The organism is Nocardia sp. NPDC019323, assembly GCF_044389845.1.
GTDB classification, from domain to species: domain Bacteria; phylum Actinomycetota; class Actinomycetes; order Mycobacteriales; family Mycobacteriaceae; genus Nocardia; species Nocardia implantans.
The window spans coordinates 734473-750494 of the sequence record NZ_JBIRYN010000001.1 but is presented as its reverse complement, the minus strand read 5'-3'; the positions used below and the strand labels follow the sequence as shown (position 1 = coordinate 750494).

Below are 16022 nucleotides of genomic sequence, written 5' to 3'. Positions count from 1 at the left end.
TAGCCCGAAGCGGACGACGATGCGTGCCGGGCCGCGACGGCGGGGCGAACGCCTATCGCGCGAACGGGTTCGGTCGCGCGGCTGGCCGCCATCCGTGATCGGTGTCACCATCGAAGGGCCGCAACGACACTCGCGAACCAAGGGGGAATCGAACGGATGAGAGAGCTGCCCGCGGATTTCTTTCGCACGCCGTATGCCTTCTACCAGCAGTTGCGGGCCGAGGGGCCGGTGCATCGGATCCGGTTGCGCACCGGTGTTCGCGCCTGGCTGGTCGTCGACTACGACGCCGCCAAGGAGGTGCTTCGCCATCCCGATGTCCGCAAGGATCCGCACGCTCCCCTGGGCGTCGATGCCCGGCGCTCAGCGGCGGGCGACAGCGGCCTCACCGCGGTCAACCAGCGCCTGAGCCACCATCTGCTGAACTCGGACCCGCCGCGGCACGCGCGGCTGCGCAAACTCGTCACCCCGGCGTTCGCGCCCGCCCGGATGGAGGCCATCGCCCCCCGGATCGTGGCGATCGCGGACGATCTGCTCGACGCGATCGACCGTGCGGCGGGTGCGGGTCCGGTCGACCTGCTCGCGGAGTACGCGTTCCCGCTGCCGATCACGGTGATCTGCGAACTGCTCGGCGTGCCGGTCGAGGACCGCGCCCGCTTCCGGGAGTGGTCGGCGGCCGTGGTCGACTCCCCCCTGTCCACCCCGGAGGGCATGCGCGCCGCGACCGACGCCATCGTCGCCTACTTCGACGAACTGATCGCGCGGCGGCGCGCGGAGACACCGGGCGAGGATCTGATCTCCCAGCTGCTGCCCGCCACCGAGGACGGAGACCGGCTCAGCCATGACGAGCTGATCTCCATGGCCTTCCTGATCCTGGTCGCGGGCCACGAGACCACGGTGAACCTGATCGGCAACGCCGTGCTGGCACTGCTGGCCGATCCGGACCGCTACCAGGCCCTGCGCGAGGACCCGGCCGGCGTCACACCGCTGGTGGAGGAGACGCTGCGCCACAACGGCCCGGTCAACGTGGCGACGCTGCGCTACACCACCGCGCCGGTCCACCTGGGCGGCGACGTCATTCCGGCAGGGGAGCTGGTGCTGGTCTCGGTGGCGTCGGCCAACCGTGACGAACGGCACTTCGCCGCGCCCGCGGCGTTCGACCCGGACCGCGGCGCGAACGGCCATTTGGCCTTCGGCCACGGCATCCACTACTGCCTGGGGGCGGCCCTGGCCAGGCTGGAGGCCAGGATCGCGCTGACCCGGCTGGTCGGGCGCTATCCGCTGCTGCGCCCCGCGTTCGACGACGCGGACCTGCGCTGGCGAGAGAGCATCCTGATCCGCGGGCTGCTCGAGCTCCCCGTCGTTGCGGTGGGTACGCCCGCGGTGCGCTGAAGAGCGGATTCGGTCGACCGACTTTGCTGTGCGCCGCTGGCGACGTAATCTCCTGCGCATGACAAGCGGAAGCCGCGTCGGGATCGTCGGTGCGGGTATCGCAGGTCTCGCCTGCGCGAAAGTGCTGAAACAGGCGGGTTTTCCGGTCGAGGTATTCGACCGTGCACCCGATGTCGGTGGTGTGTGGAGCGCGACCCGGCGATACCCGGGACTGCAGACGCAGAACTCCAAGGACACGTATCACTTCTCCGACTTCCCGATGCCCGCCGACTACCCGCGGGTCCTCGACGGACAGCACATGCAGGCCTATCTGGCCGCCTACGCCGAACACTTCGGGCTGACCGAGCACCTGCGGTTGCGCACCGAGGTGGTCGCCGCCGACCCAGTGGACAGCGGCTGGTTGCTGGAAATTCGCGATGAGAGCGGAATCCATCGGGCCTCCTATGACCACCTGGTGATCGCCAACGGTGTCTTCAGCGACCCGGCGATGCCGGAGTACCACGGCGCCGACTGGTTCCGCGCCGCGGGCGGGCAGTTGTGCCATTCCTCGGAGTTCACCGATCTGGAGTCGGTGCGCGGCAAGTCGGTCGTCGTGGTCGGCTACGGCAAGTCCGCCTGTGACATCGCCACCGCGGTGAGCGAGGTCGCGGCGTCCACCTCCGTGGTGGCCCGGCGGCTGTTGTGGAAGATGCCGCGCAAGCTGGCGCGGGTGATCGACTACGAGCGGCTGATGCTGACCCGCTTCGGCGAGGCCCACTTCCACCATCCGCGGGCGCGCTGGATGGACCGGTTCCTGGACGGCCCCGGCGAGTCGGTGCGGATCAGCAACTTCGATCTGATCCAGGAACTGGTCACCAAGCACTCGAACCTGCGCGAACTCGGCCTGGTGCCCGGCGGGCGGTTCGAGCAGATCGCCGAGAGCACCGTCAGCCTGGTCAGCGAAGGCTTCTACGAGCAGGTCGCCAACGGGCGCATCACGGTGCACCGGGACACCACGATCTCCGAGCTGGGCGGCGGCCAGAAGTCGGCGCCCGGGGTCCGGCTGTCCACCGGACAGGTGCTGCAGGCCGACGTCGTGATCTGCGCGACCGGTTTCCAGCAGCGGGTGCCCTTCCTCACGCCGTACATCCAGCGCAGGCTGACCGACGAGCGCGGCAACTTCCGCCTGCACCGCAACATCCTGCCGTTGGAGGTCCCCAATCTGACCTTCGCCGGCTACAACTCCTCGGCGATCAGCACACTGAACGCCGAGGTCGCCGCGCATTGGACCGTTGCACTGCTCACCGGCGGGCTCGTTCTGCCGCCCACCGACGAAATGCGGGAGGAGATCGACGCCCGCCTGCGCTGGATGGAGGAACGCACGCACGGCCACCATGCGCACGGCACGTCGGTCGTCCCGTTCTCCATCCAGAACATCGATGAGATGCTCGCCGACCTGAAGTGGCGGCTGCCGCTGCACACGCGCGCGGCCCAGGTGTTCCGCCGGATCAGACCGGAGTCCTACCGGGGATTGGCCGGTCGTCGCAAATCAGGGCAAAGGCCGGTGGCAACCCCGCCGGAGCCGATCGAAGCGGAGCTGCTTCCGTACGAGGGTGACAGCGGCCGGGTCAGCCACTGAGGACTTCCGGGCCGTTCCGATGGCGGCCCGGCCGCTTCCGGATGGGCTGGTTCGGAACGGGCTGCTGGAGTCTCGCGCGCCGAGGACCCGCCGGGTGGCGATCTCTCCGATACCGGCGTCAGATCCGCGTCATGGAGCGGCAACCCACGGCGGGCCACCGCGAGATCGGCTTGCGCGGCCCGGCCGGGCGCGGCTCGGCGACTGTCTGCGCACACTTGCATCGACTGCCGAATCGGCGGATGACGTTCGGCAAATCGTGCCGGGCCGTCCGTCGGCCGTCCTGTCCCCGGCGATGCCTGATGTCTCGACAACGACCGTCCGGCGGCTCCGCAGCCGACGTGTCCAAGGCCGTTTCCCCTGCTCACCAGCGGGTCGGGTGCTCGCGACGGTGACCCACCCGCGGCGGGGGACCTCCTCGATCAGGGGCCGTTCCGTCGATGATCACCCGGCGGCGCACATTCGGCGCGGACTCGCCCCGGTTATCGCGTGCGCAATGCGGGGAGCCGCGGTTTGCGTTGGCGATAATCCAAGGGTGGAAGCGCTGGACATGAATCTCCTCGTGGCCCTCGACGCACTGCTGGACACCAACAGCGTCACCCTGGCCGCGGAGCGCCTACACACCTCGCCGCCCGCGATGAGCCGGACGCTCGCGAAACTCCGCGACGTGCTCGGCGACCCACTGCTCGTCCGCGCCGGTCGCAATCTGGTGCCGACGCCCCGCGCGCTGGAATTGCGTTACGAGGTCAGCACGCTGGTCGAGCAGGGACGCGCGCTGCTGACGCCGCGCGCGGATCTCGACCCGGCGGCGCTGCGCCGGACGTTCGCGGTGCAGGCGGACGACATGGTGCTCACCGAGCTGGCCGGGCCCCTGCTGTCCGCGGTGCGCGCCCGAGCGCCGGGCGTGACGCTGCGCTTCCTGCCCGACAACGTCGAGGGCACCGGCGCACTGCGGGATGGACGCGTCGACCTCGAGGTCGGCCCGATCGATCACACCGATCCGGAGACCACCGTGCGCCGAGTGCTCACCGATCGCGTGATCGGAGTCGCCGCCGCCGACCATCCGCTGGTCACCGATCGCGTCACCGTCGCCGCGTACGCCGCCGCGCCGCACCTGAGCATCTCGCGCGCCGGACGTTCGCACGGACCGATCGACGACCGCCTCGCCCTGCACGGCCGCACCCGGCGGGTGGTGGCCACCGTGCCGACGCTGACCAGCGCGCTGTTCGCGGTGCGCGGCAGCGATCTGGTGTGCCCCGCGCCCGCCCTGCTGAGCGCCGCCACGCTACCCGCGATCGGCTTGCGCGCGTTCGAGATACCCCTGCCGTTGCCCGAGGTCGCCATCGGGATGGCGTGGCATCCACGCAACACCGCCGACGGGGGCCATCGCTGGCTGCGCGATCTCGTCCAGCAGACCCTGCTGCGTGCGTTCGCGGCGGCGGGTCCGCCGAAGCGGCGACCGGCCAAGGTGCTTCAGGACAGCGGGGGCGGGCTGGACAGCCGGTAGTCGGCGGGCCTGCGCTGCGCCTCGGTGCGCTCGGACTGATATCCGTTCGTGGTCGATTCACCCGGTGTGGGCCCGAAGACGTCGGAGCGGCTCAGCGGAGCCGCCGCCGTGCGCTTGAGTTCGTCCAGCATGGCTTGCAGCTTGTCCACGTGCGTGTTCTCGACCGGGGTGCGGTCGTCGTCCCCGGCGCGATGCGCTCCGGCCGGTCCGGCGCCCGCGTCGGGAGCCGTCCCGTTCTCCGAGCCGGTGTGGGCGGATGCGGAGGCGACGATGCTCTCGTATGCGGCGTTCTCACCGGAGGCGTACGGGGTGGCGGGTTCGCGCGGGGCGGTGAACCCCTCCTGCCGTTCCGTGCCCGGGTCGCGCGGGGTCGGCGCGGTGAACGACGATGTGGGCTCCCGCTGGACCGGAGCGGTGAAAGCCGGCTCACGCGCGGGCGGGGCGGTGAAGCTCGATGCCGGGTCGCGGGGCGCGGTCAGGCTCTGCGCGGCCGTGGCGCTCGGATCGAGCGTTGGCTCGCGCGGCGGGGTGAAGCTCGTCTGCGCGGCCGAACCCGGTTCAGCGGCCGCGTGCACCGGCTCGCGCGGTGTGCCCTGGAGGCGCGCGCCGTTCCTGCCACCGGCCGGTTCACCGGAATCGCTCTTCTGCGCCGCCGATTCGCCCTCGGGCTCCGCCCGGCGCGCGTTCGATCGGCCCGCGGCTGCCCGGGGTAGCGGGCGTTGGGCGGCCGTTCGCCGATCCTCCCGCGCCGGGTCGTCCTCGGATTCCAGGCGCTCCACCCTGGCATCGAGGCCCGAGATGTCTTGTCCGGCACGGAAAGCCCACGCCTCGAGCTTGGCCAACCGCCCCTCGACGCTCGGTTCGCTCGCCACGGGCTGCGCACCATCGATCCGGGCCGCCACCGCGTCGAGCTTCTCACTGACCTCTCGGAGAGCCGACGCGATACTCGCCAACATCGCGCCGATCGACTCGCCGGTCTGCTGACCGTGCTCCATCCAGTACCCACTTCCCCGTATCGGCCCAGCTCGCACTCGGCCGGACGATTCTATCCGCCAGTTGGACATCCGCGGCTCGCGAAGATTCGGTGGTGCGCCGACCCATGACCTGATCGAAGCAGCCTAGGCCCCCGGAATCGGCCCCCTGCGGGCGGATTACGCGGCGACCCGGTTTGTCCGGAACCGGGCCGGCGCATCTGATCGGTCATTATCCGCCGGAATCGCCTCCCCCGCGAGTCCACGCTCCGGCGCCGCGAAGCGCGCGCCGGTTGCCGCGCGGCCGGGACACCGGGCGCGTCGCGGGATGGCGGCAACTGTCAATCCATCGTTCCCGCAGTGCCGGTCATCAATCCGTGGCATGATGAAAGTCCTTGTGCCGCAGAGAACAACGCCGATTCCGCGGACCGGCCACCTGGGTGGCACACCCGAGCGCGGGGTGAACGGGGCTGGCGAGGTAGCCGAGTCTGACGCACTCTTGATCTATGGCGTAGGTCGCCGGGCCTGCGGTGGTTTGTGCAGGGGAGTGGTCGCGTGAGAACGAAGCAGCGGGCGGAGATCGCCTGCGGGCGCCGAGCGATGCTCGCCGAGTTGGGTATCGGAGAGGCTCCGGGCCGGGTCCGTGGATCGAAGCGCGGTTACGCCTGTGGGTGTCCGGAATGTTCCGCCGCCCAGTGGGATATGCGGCGGCTCAAGTACTGGTTGTGCGGCAGGCTGCTCGCCTACGGAGCCGACGAAGCCGAAGTGGATGGGCGTATCGGGACTTTGCCGGTGGATGTGGTCTGGCGCAAAGGCGACCGTGTCTACGCGATCGAGGTGCGCAGCGGACCGCTGGAGCGTGGACTCGCCCAGGAGCACACCGAGCGGTTACGCGCCGAGGGCTGTACGGATGTGTTGTGGCTGTGCCCGCCCGGCTACTGGGTGCCGTACCTGCATGCTCTGGGCATCGCGGACTTCGCGCCCGCCGCCTGTGACTACCGCGCGGTCACCGGCGTGCTGGACACCGAGCACGCGATGGCGGCGCCGCGGCGCGAGCCGGTCGAATTGCGCGAGTTCATCGCGGGCTGGGTACGCGGTGAGTACGTCTGGGGCTATCGGGATGAGAAGACGGGAGGCTGGGCCACGGTGACCGACTGGGAGTACCACACGAAGACGCAGGCCACGGTCATCGCCCGGCAACGCCAGGAGCTGGTCAACCAGCGCACGTCGCTGGCGGTGACCCGGAAGGCGCTGCGGGACAAGCAGAAACACCTGCTGAAGCTCACCACGCGGTTGGAGCGCGCGGAGCAGGCCGCGCAGGAACGGGCCGACGCCCTGGCCTCCGCTCAGCGCACCATCGCCGATCACGACCGGCTCGACAAGGCCCTGCGCAACACCATCGCGAAGCTGGAGGTGACCATCGGCCGCTGGCAGCTGATCACCATCTGCGCGATGCTGCTGATCGTCACGTTCCTGGCGGCGGCGATGGTGGTGCGCTGAGCCGGAACGGCGCTCGGTCCCACCGCCATCGGTGACGCAGCACCAGCGCGAGGAAGTCCAGCAGTTCCAGGCCGGTCTTCGCGCGTACCTCGCCGAGCGCGGCCCACTGCACGGGGCCGCGCTCGACGAGGTCGCGCAGCATCCGTTCGGCGGCGGTGTCGACAGGGCGTGCGAGGAGATCGGGGATGCCGATGCGGCTGCCCGTCCAGACCAGCCAGCCCCAGCCGTTGGCGTGCGCGTGCGCCCGAGCGGCGGCGGACTTCACGACGTTGACGTGAAAGCCGACATGGCCCAGTGGCGCGACGTCGATCAGCACCGTGCGGCCGTCGGTGAGCCGCGCGACGATGCTCGGGTAGTGCACCCGCTGCGCGCCGTCGAGCTCGTAGACGACCGCCGCGGGTTGTTCCAGGAAGGTCTCGACCAGGTCGCTGGCGTTGAGAATCCACAGCAGCCTGGCTTCCAAACCGGAGTCGAACGGTACGTCGCGACCGACTTTGTCCAGGTAGAAGCGTCCGCGTCCGTCGTCGTCGCTGTCCACGGTGCGCGCTGAGGCGGCCGGGATCGACGCCGCCGCGCCGGCGCGTGGCCAGTCGACCTGGCCCAGCCAGGGATTCAGCTGACTCGTCGCGCGCGGCTCGGCGTCGTGCAGTTTCGCCAGGCGCCGGTTGGTCTTCTTCTGCCACGCCGCGATGCGCTGGGTGACGAAACCGGCGATCCGCTTGGCGTCCTCGGCCGCGTGCCCGGCCAGCCGCAGCTTGAGGTAGGACAGCTCGGTCGCGGCGATATCGGTGTCGGTCGCGTACGTCTCCACCAGCAGCGCCCGCGTCAGCTGCCGGTCCATGGCGTCGAGCGGATAGCGCGCGGACAGCACGGCGGCGGCGCGATGCCCGGACAGCTGCGCCATCCGGATCATCTGCCCGACCGCTTTGGTGTGCAGTTGGCGCACCCGGTCGCGGGAGAGGTCGTAGCGAGCGCCGATGCGGGCCAGCGTCTCGGGCTTCTCGCCGCCGACCCCCAGCCGAGCCGTCAGCAGGTCGCCGTCCTTGGCCTTCCGGTCGGCGCGCAGCGCGATCAACTCGCCGAGCACCTCGTTGACCTCTTCGAGTTCGAACGAGATGTCCTCGCGCAGGTCGAGCGACTCGGGATCGTCGTCATCCGGCGCCGCACCTCGCGCGACCTCCGCACTGATCGTCACGCGACAACCCCCTGACTCGGCTCCGGCACTGTGCGCCACAGCGTATCCGCACCTACCGACACCCGCCGCAGTCCTTGCCACGGCAACGATGGTCAGCTCGGGCAAATCGCCGATGCGGCGCGGCAGGCACGCCGATCGGTCAGCTGCAGGAAGGTCGGGGAAGGGGACGCCCGCTCCCCGTCCCGGAATACAACAAAGGCCCGGTGAGAACCGGGCCCGAGTTGTGAGACGGTGGTGCGCGATACTGGGATTGAACCAGTGACCTCTTCCGTGTCAGGGAAGCGCTCTCCCGCTGAGCTAATCGCGCGAGGTGGAGACGGGAATCGAACCCGTGTGCACGGCTTTGCAGGCCGTTGCCTCACCACTCGGCCACTCCACCGCGCAAAGGGGGACGGCGTAAAGTTGCCTGGCCCTACCTCTCGAGCGGATGACGGGATTCGAACCCGCGACCCTCACCTTGGCAAGGTGATGCGCTACCAGCTGCGCTACATCCGCATTCTGCCTCCCCGGGGCTCGTTTCCGGCCTCCGTGGTGCGAGACAGAACATTAGCCGACGCTCGGTGAAAGGTACAAATCCGCTGGTAGAACGGCAGAAATCCGGAAGGTGGCCGACTGTGACACCCGTGGCCTCTGTGGTGGGTGGGGGAGCAGAGACGTCGGTCGTCCCCGCGATCCCCGAAGCGCGTCCAGTCGGCGACCGGGAACGACCGGACATACCGCCACAGCGCGACCGTGCGGAATGGCTGCCCCGGCCGGTGGTTCCGCGCTGAACGACCCCTGTCCGGAGGGCGATTTGGTGAACCGCCGGTGCCGCGTGCTAATGTTTCGTCTCGTCCGGAGGGCGCCTCGCGAGCCTTCGGAAGCCCGTCAGGTCTCATAGCTCAGCGGGAGAGCGTCCGCCTCACACGCGGAAGGTCGCTGGTTCGATCCCAGCTGGGACCACTTCATCCCCTCGACGAATTACCTGGTCGGGGGGATTTTTTGTCTTTCCGGTCGTTCCGGCTCGAGTCGGGCCGTCTTCGGCCGCGTGTGCCACGGAATCCTGTCGCGGAGTTGTGGGGTGGGGGATCCCTACCCCTGGGGTGTCTGGTTGCCGAGTGTTAGCTCTTCGACGATTGGAGGACCCATTCTCCATCGCTCGAGTGAGGAAAAACGGCTATGTCCATCGTTCTCGACCAGGCACCTCGCATTCACGGGGCTGCGCACGCGCGCGAGTACGCGATTCCGCCGGCCGTACCCGTCATCGAAGCAATTGCCACCGGTACGCCCGGTCTGGTTCTCGACCAGGCCGTCGCGGCGGAGTGGATGGCCGGGCAATTCACCGATCCGGCGCGGCAGGCCCAGGTCAGGCGGATCTTTCGCAAGACCATGATCGGCAGCAGGCGCTTCGCGGTCGACCCGCTGGACCCTCGGATCCATGCCCCGAACGGCGAACCGGCGACGATCCAGGATCGCATGCGCTTGTTCTACCGCCACGCCGTTCCACTGGCCGTCGACGTGGCGCGGCGCGCGCTCGACGGAACCGATCCGGCCGACCTCGGGCTCCTGGTGTTCGCGACGAGCACCGGCGTCATCGCGCCCGGCGTCGATGTCGCGGTCGTGGACAATCTCGGACTGCCTCGGTCGGTCGCGCGCCTGGTCGTCAACTTCATGGGCTGCGCTGCGGCGATGAACGGAATCCGCGCCGCCTCCGATTTCGTCCGGGCCAACCCCGGCAAGAAGGCGATGGTCCTGTGCATCGAGCTCAACTCGGTGCATGCCGTCCCCGTCCGGGACATCGGCGACGCGGTGACCCACAGTTTGTTCGGAGACGGTTGCGGCGCGGTCGTCATCGGAGCGAAACGCGGCACGGAACGGGCCGAACCCGGGATGATCGTCCTGCGGGACACCTTCACCCACCTGTTCGAGGCCACCGAAGACGGCATCGCGGTCGGCGTCAATCACGACGGCATCACGTGCGAGCTGTCCGAGAACGTCCCTCGATACATCTACAACGGCGTCGCTCCTGTGGTCGCTGACGTGCTGCGCCGCAACCGATTACGGCAGCAGGACATCGATGTGTGGGCGATCCATCCGGGTGGCCCGAAGATCTTGCTCGAATCCGCGCGATCGCTGGGCCTTCCGCCGGAAGCCGCCTCGGCGAGCTGGAAGGTTCTCGGCCGGTACGGAAACATGTCGAGCGTCTCGCTGATCTTCGTGCTGGAACGCATCGCCGGTGAGACCGCCGTGAACAAGCCGATCTCGACGGGTGTGGCGTTCTCGTTCGCGCCGGGCGTCACTATCGAGGGGTTGCTCTTCGACGTCGTGCGGCGATGATCGGGCTGCCTTCCGGCCGGTTGGCGGCATACCGTGTTGCGCTGTGACCTGAGTCACATTATGGTAGCGGTTGCGGTCAGCCGGATCGGAAACCTTTTCACACGCTTTGTGAACTCTTTACTATCGTTTCCACCAACCATCTCGACCACCGCTTCACGGGTCGCGCTTCACTCGACCGAATGAAGGCCCGAGCTTCGCCCGCTGCTCGCTTTCGATGCCAAGAACATGTTTGACCGATGAACCGGGTCCACCCGGCGAAGGAGAAAATATGTCCACCGACACCGATTCCGCACCACGGACGTCGCCGCACGCAGGCATTGCCGGTCGTCTGACCAGTATCGGACGTGCCGATCTGCCCGCTTCGATCGTGGTCTTCCTCGTCGCGCTTCCTCTCTCGCTCGGTGTGGCGGTGGCCTCCGGCGCTCCGGTGGCCGCCGGCCTGATCGCCGCCGCCGTGGGCGGTGTGGTGGCCGGGCTGCTCGGCGGTTCCTCGATCCAGGTCAGCGGGCCCACCGCGAGCCTCACCGTGGTCGTCGCCGCGAGCGTGCACCAATTCGGCTGGGCCGCAACGTGCTTCATCACCGTCGGCGCGGGCGTGCTGCAGATCCTCTTCGGGCTCAGTCGCGTCGCGCGGGCCGCGCTTGCCATCGCACCGGTGGTCGTGCACGGGATGCTGGCGGGCATCGGCGTGGTGATCGCGCTGCAACAGGTACACGTGCTGCTCGGCGGCAACTCGCTGAGTTCGTCGTTCGCCGCGCTGGCCGAGCTGCCGAGGCAGCTGCTGTCGGTGCGCGCAGGCGACCTGTGTGCCGGCCTGGTCGTCATCGTCATCTTGATCGCGTGGCGCTTCGTGCCGGGGCGGATACGCGTGATCCCCGGACCGCTCGTCGCGGTGGTCACCGCCACCCTGCTGGCGTTCGTGCTGCCCACGCACGTCGAACGCCTCGTGCTGGACGGCTCGTTGCCGGACTCCTTGGGCCTGCCCGCCATCCCCTCCGGCGGCCTGACGGCCATCGCCACGACCATGGTCACGATCGCCCTCATCGCCAGCATCGAGAGCCTGCTGTCGGCCGTCGCGGTGGACAAGATGCGGCCGGGGCACCGCACCGATTTCGACCGGGAGCTGATCGGGCAGGGGTCGGCCAACGTCGTGTCCGGCTTGCTCGGCGGCCTGCCGATCGCGGCCGTCATCGTGCGCAGCATCACCAACGCGAACGCGGGCGCGCGCAGCCGGGCGGCGACCGTGCTGCACGGGGTGTGGATCCTGCTGTTCGCGGTGGCCCTCGCCGGACTCGTGCGCCAGATCCCGACCGCCGCGCTGGCCGGATTGCTCATCTTCGTCGGTGTGCAGCTGATCAAGCTGGCGCACATCCGGCTGGCCCGGCGGGCCGGTGAGGTGTACGTCTACCTGGCGACGGTGCTGGGCGTGGTGTTCCTGAATCTGCTGCAGGGCATGCTGATCGGTCTGGTGCTGGCATTCGCGCTGCTGCTGTGGCGGGTGGTGCGCGTGATGATCGTCGCGGCGCCGGTTCCCGGTTCGCGTCGCTGGGTGGTCGCCATCGACGGCACCTGCACCTTCCTGGCCTTGCCGAAGCTCACCGCGGAGCTGGCGAAGGTGCCGGCCGACGCCGATGTGACCGTCGAGATGGCCGTCGACTTCCTGGACCACGCCACGCACGAGTTCCTCACCGAGTGGGCTCGCGAGCGCGAAACCGGCGGCGGCACGGTCGAATTCGCCGAACTCGGTGGCGAACGGATGAGCACCACATTGGCCGGACCGCCCGAACGCGGGCACTTCAGGCAGGTCGTCGAGCAGGTCATCGGCCCGTGGCGGCCCACGGGCGACCGGGACAACCGCATCGCGGCAGGCATCGCCGCCTACCACCGCGGCCACGCCCACCTGCTGCGCCCGCATCTGGACAGGTTGCGGCATCGGCACGCCGCCGACTCGTTCTTCCTCACCTGCGCGGACGCCAGGATCGTGCCGAACGTCATCACCAACAGCGGCCCCGGCGACCTGTTCACCGTGCGCAATGTGGGCAACCTGGTGCCGACGCGCGGTGGGGACGTCTCGGTGGAGGCGGCGCTGAGCTACGCGCTCGAGCGGCTGGACGTGCGCGCGGTCGTGGTGTGCGGTCACTCCGGCTGCGGTGCGATGGAGGCGCTGCACCGCGAGGTCATGGCAGGGGCCGGGCTCGGCGACTGGCTGGAGCACGCGCGGCCGAGCCTGGAGCGCTACCGGCTCGGACATCCGGTGGCCGCCGCGGCGGCCGAGGCGGGATTCGGGCCGGTGGACCAACTGGGCATGGTGAACGTCGCGGTGCAGCTGGAGACGTTGCACGCGCACCCGGTCGTGCGCCGGGCTATCGAGCAGCGGGGCGTGGCGGTGTCGGGTCTGTTCTTCGACCTCGCCACGGCGCGGGTGATCGAGATCATGGTGGACGGCATCGCGGAGTTCGGCGACGAACCCCGCCGCCGGATCGCGCCGGAGCCCGTCTGAACGGGCTTGTGGGGTGGATCACGATGATCGGCGACAGCAGGGCAGTGGGGAATGACACACAATCCGCGAACTTCTCAGGCTTTGCTAAGTCTTTACCAATACACTTGCACTCGTTTACATCTCGACTCATCGCTGCGTCGGGACTGCTTCACCGCGAGATGCCGGTTCGCGGTCTTGTGCCCTGCTGGACATGTTGATCGTCAACCGACCTCGGCGAGACAGCCGAGTCGGCGAAGGAGAGTCATGGCTATCGATCAAGATTTAGCCCCGCCACCGTCCATGCCCGCACCGGCGGGATCGGGCCGCAGTTCCGGACAGTTGTCCGACCGCTTCACCGATATCCTCCGCCACGACGTGCCCTCTTCGATCGTGGTTTTCCTTGTCGCTCTGCCGCTTTCGCTCGGCATCGCGATCGCTTCCGGAGCCCCTGTCGCCGCCGGGCTCATCGCCGCCGTGATCGGCGGCATCGTCGTCGGATCGCTCGGCGGCTCGGTCCTGCAGGTCAGCGGCCCCGCCGCGGGCCTCACCGTCGTGGTCGCCGAGACGATCAACCAATTCGGTTGGCGTACCACGTGTTTCATCGTCTTCGCGGCCGGCGTGCTGCAAATCCTGCTCGGCCTCAGCCGCGTGGCCAGGGCGGCGCTCGCCGTCGCGCCCGTGGTGGTGCACGCCATGCTCGCCGGTATCGGCATCACCATCGCCCTGCAGCAGATCCATGTGCTGCTCGGCGGTTCCTCGCACAGCTCGGCCTGGCGCAACATCATCGAACTGCCGGGACAGCTGCTGTCGCTGGAGGGCGGCGGCACGCTGATCGGCGCGGTCGTGATCGCGATCATGCTCGGCTGGAAGTACCTGCCCGCGCGCATCAGGGTCGTGCCGGGCCCGTTGGTCGCGGTGCTGGTGGGCACCGTGTTGTCGCTGGTGTTGCCGCTGAACGCCGAGCGCATCGTGCTCAACGGATCGCTGTTCGACGCCATCGGCCTGCCCGCTCTGCCGCGCGGCGACTGGTCGGGTCTGGCGCTGGCCATCCTCACCATCGCGCTGATCGCCAGCGTGGAGAGCCTGCTGTCGGCGGTGGCCGTGGACAAGATGCACTCGCGCAAGCGCACCGACTTCGACCGGGAGCTGATCGGCCAGGGCTCGGCGAACGTGCTGTCGGGCCTGCTCGGCGGCCTGCCGGTCACCGGCGTGATCGTCCGCAGCGCCACCAACGTGCAGGCGGGCGCGCACAGCCGCGCCTCCGCGATCCTGCACGGCGTCTGGGTGCTGGTGTTCTCGGTGGCGCTGGTCTCGGTGGTGGAGCAGATCCCGAAGGCCGCGCTGGCCGGTCTGCTCATCGTCATCGGCATCCAGCTGGTGAAGCTGGCCCACATCAAACTGGCTCGGCGGACCGGCGACCTCCTGATCTACGCGGTGACGGTGCTCGGCGTGGTGTTCGCGAACCTGCTCGAGGGCGTGCTGATCGGTCTGGGCCTCGCGTTCGGCCTGCTGCTGTGGCGGGTGGTCCGCGTGGCGATCAAGGCCGACCAGCTCCCCGGCACCCAGCGCTGGTTGGTCACCATCGACGGTTCGGCCACCTTCCTCGCGTTGCCGAAGCTGTCGGCGCAGTTGGCGAAGATCCCGCCGGGAGCCGATGTCACGGTGGAGATGACCGTCGACTTCCTCGATCACGCCGCTTTCGAGGCCATCGAGGAATTCGCCCGCCAGCAGGTGAACAACGGCGGCTGCGTCGATTTCGTGGAGATCGGCGGCGCCAGGATGGCCCACGCCGCGGCCAAGCCGCCCGCGCGTAGCTTCGCGCGCTCGGTCTGGGACGAGATCCTCGGCCCTTGGCGGCATGACGAGCGGCACGAGAACCCGGTGGCGGCGGGCGTCGCGGCCTACCACCGCAGCCACGCGCACGTCGTCCGGCCGCACCTGGACGAGCTGCGCGACAAGCAGGACCCGGATTCGTTCTTCCTGACCTGCTCGGACTCGCGGATCGTGCCGAACATCATCACCAACAGCGGCCCGGGGGACCTGTTCACCGTGCGCAACGTGGGCAATCTCGCACCCGCCGACGGTGACGCCTCGGTGGAGGCCGCGCTGGTGTTCGCGCTCGAACAGCTGAACGTCCGCTCGATCGTGGTCTGCGGGCATTCGTCCTGCGGTGCGATGACGGCGTTGCACACCGGCGCGAAGGTTCCCGGCGTGGACGCCTGGCTCTCCCATGCCCGACCCAGCCTGGAGCGCTTCCGCGCCGGGCATCCGGTGGCCGGTGCGGCGCGGGAGGCCGGTTTCGGCGAGGTCGATCAGCTGAGCATGGTGAACGTGGCGGTGCAGCTCGAGCTGCTGCACCGGCACCCGGCGGTGCGCAAGGCGGTCGCCGAACGCGGCGTCAAGGTGTCGGGCCTGTTCTTCGACATCGCCAGCGCCCGCGTGGTCGAGGTGACCGAGAACGGCATCGCGCACATCGATGACGCGGGCCAGCGGCCCGCTCGCGAACTCGTCTGACCGACGGGGATGGATGATCCCGCCCCGGGCAGCCCGCCCGGGGCGGGATCATCGTATCCGGGCACGTGGGAGCGGCTCCGATAGGCCGAACACTCGTACCCTGGGGGCGTGACCGCAGACCCGGAGACGAGTTCGACCGATCGGCCGACCCGCTGGCGCGCCTTCCGCGCCGGGCTCGAGCGCCGACCTACGCTGTACTTCGGCTACCGCATCGTGGTCGCGGTGGTCGGTGTGGCCGTGCTCGCGGCAGGCGTGCTCGCGATCCCCTATCCCGGTCCCGGCTGGGCGATCGTGTTCGCCGGATTGGGTATCCTCGCCACGGAATTCGCTTGGGCGCGCAGAGTTTTGACCTGGCTGCGGGACCGGTACCGGCAATTGATGGACTGGTACTCGCGGCAGGGCCGCGTCGTGCAGGTGGCCGGGGCGGTCGCCACCGCCGCGCTGGTGGTGGCGACGCTGTGGGTGTTGGGAACCTTCGGGCTTGTGGGTAGTTGGATCGGAGTCGAATGGGAATGGCTGCGCAGCCCCCTGTAACG

10 protein-coding genes and 4 tRNA genes are annotated in these 16022 nt (G+C 69.2%); 9 read left to right on the top strand and 5 right to left on the bottom strand.

Annotated features, from left to right (window positions below; all coding sequences use genetic code 11):
* Positions 1 to 156: 156 nt before the first annotated feature.
* The 3 genes from ACH49X_RS03470 (at position 157) to ACH49X_RS03460 (ending at position 4511) form a co-directional block, all read left to right on the top strand.
* The gene (locus ACH49X_RS03470; protein WP_195082252.1) at positions 157 to 1389 is read left to right on the top strand and encodes a cytochrome P450; all 1233 of its coding nucleotides are present in this window, start codon (positions 157 to 159) and stop codon (positions 1387 to 1389) included.
* Between the two features lie 58 nt (positions 1390 to 1447).
* Positions 1448 to 3007 (top strand): NAD(P)/FAD-dependent oxidoreductase, encoded by a 1560-nt coding sequence (locus tag ACH49X_RS03465; RefSeq protein ID WP_195082253.1) that lies wholly within the window; start codon positions 1448 to 1450, stop codon positions 3005 to 3007.
* A gap of 541 nt (positions 3008 to 3548) precedes the next feature.
* Positions 3549 to 4511, top strand: coding sequence for a LysR family transcriptional regulator (locus ACH49X_RS03460; protein WP_323124445.1), 963 nt, complete (start codon positions 3549 to 3551; stop codon positions 4509 to 4511).
* On the opposite strand, the gene ACH49X_RS03455 is transcribed toward ACH49X_RS03460, so the two are convergent.
* A complete protein-coding gene (locus ACH49X_RS03455) occupies positions 4478 to 5506 on the bottom strand; it encodes a hypothetical protein (RefSeq protein ID WP_195082255.1) in 1029 nt (342 codons plus the stop codon). The two genes, ACH49X_RS03460 and ACH49X_RS03455, sit on opposite strands and share 34 nt — an antisense overlap.
* 531 nt (positions 5507 to 6037) lie before the next feature.
* Between ACH49X_RS03455 and ACH49X_RS03450 the strand changes: the two genes are divergently transcribed.
* Positions 6038 to 6982, top strand: a complete 945-nt coding sequence (locus ACH49X_RS03450) for a hypothetical protein (RefSeq protein WP_323124423.1) — start codon at positions 6038 to 6040, stop codon at positions 6980 to 6982.
* On the opposite strand, the gene ACH49X_RS03445 is transcribed toward ACH49X_RS03450, so the two are convergent.
* From ACH49X_RS03445 to ACH49X_RS03430, 4 genes are all read right to left on the bottom strand, one after another.
* A complete protein-coding gene (locus ACH49X_RS03445) occupies positions 6948 to 8177 on the bottom strand; it encodes a sigma factor-like helix-turn-helix DNA-binding protein (RefSeq protein WP_323124422.1) in 1230 nt (409 codons plus the stop codon). The two genes, ACH49X_RS03450 and ACH49X_RS03445, sit on opposite strands and share 35 nt — an antisense overlap.
* Before the next feature lie 232 nt (positions 8178 to 8409).
* Positions 8410 to 8484 (bottom strand) — tRNA-Val (locus ACH49X_RS03440).
* Between the two features lies 1 nt (position 8485).
* Positions 8486 to 8556, bottom strand: a tRNA-Cys gene (locus tag ACH49X_RS03435).
* 43 nt (positions 8557 to 8599) lie between these two features.
* Positions 8600 to 8672 (bottom strand) — tRNA-Gly (locus ACH49X_RS03430).
* A gap of 375 nt (positions 8673 to 9047) precedes the next feature.
* On the opposite strand from ACH49X_RS03430, the gene ACH49X_RS03425 reads away from it, so the two are divergent.
* From ACH49X_RS03425 to ACH49X_RS03405, 5 genes are all read left to right on the top strand, one after another.
* Positions 9048 to 9119, top strand: a tRNA-Val gene (locus ACH49X_RS03425).
* 216 nt (positions 9120 to 9335) lie between these two features.
* The gene (locus tag ACH49X_RS03420; RefSeq protein WP_357107926.1) at positions 9336 to 10493 is read left to right on the top strand and encodes a 3-oxoacyl-[acyl-carrier-protein] synthase III C-terminal domain-containing protein; all 1158 of its coding nucleotides are present in this window, start codon (positions 9336 to 9338) and stop codon (positions 10491 to 10493) included.
* Between the two features lie 268 nt (positions 10494 to 10761).
* On the top strand, positions 10762 to 12993 hold the full coding sequence (locus ACH49X_RS03415) for a SulP family inorganic anion transporter (protein ID WP_195082257.1): 2232 nt from the start codon (positions 10762 to 10764) through the stop codon (positions 12991 to 12993).
* Positions 12994 to 13236: 243 nt separating this feature from the next.
* A complete protein-coding gene (locus ACH49X_RS03410; RefSeq protein ID WP_195082258.1) occupies positions 13237 to 15486 on the top strand; it encodes a bifunctional SulP family inorganic anion transporter/carbonic anhydrase in 2250 nt (749 codons plus the stop codon).
* Positions 15487 to 15594: 108 nt separating this feature from the next.
* Positions 15595 to 16020 carry a TIGR02611 family protein gene (locus tag ACH49X_RS03405; protein WP_195082259.1) on the top strand — a complete coding sequence of 142 codons (426 nt, stop codon included), beginning with the start codon at positions 15595 to 15597 and terminating at the stop codon, positions 16018 to 16020.
* Positions 16021 to 16022: the final 2 nt, after the last annotated feature.

Bases quoted from the DNA above. Each gene is read 5' to 3' on its own strand.
- ACH49X_RS03465 (WP_195082253.1), top strand. From the start codon at position 1,448: ATGACAAGCGGAAGCCGCGTCGGGATCGTCGGTGCGGGTATCGCAGGT.
- ACH49X_RS03410 (WP_195082258.1), top strand. From the start codon at position 13,237: ATGGCTATCGATCAAGATTTAGCCCCGCCACCGTCCATGCCCGCACCG.
- ACH49X_RS03470 (WP_195082252.1), top strand. From the start codon at position 157: ATGAGAGAGCTGCCCGCGGATTTCTTTCGCACGCCGTATGCCTTCTAC.
- ACH49X_RS03455 (WP_195082255.1), bottom strand. From the start codon at position 5,506: ATGGAGCACGGTCAGCAGACCGGCGAGTCGATCGGCGCGATGTTGGCG.
- ACH49X_RS03420 (WP_357107926.1), top strand. From the start codon at position 9,336: ATGTCCATCGTTCTCGACCAGGCACCTCGCATTCACGGGGCTGCGCAC.
- ACH49X_RS03415 (WP_195082257.1), top strand. From the start codon at position 10,762: ATGTCCACCGACACCGATTCCGCACCACGGACGTCGCCGCACGCAGGC.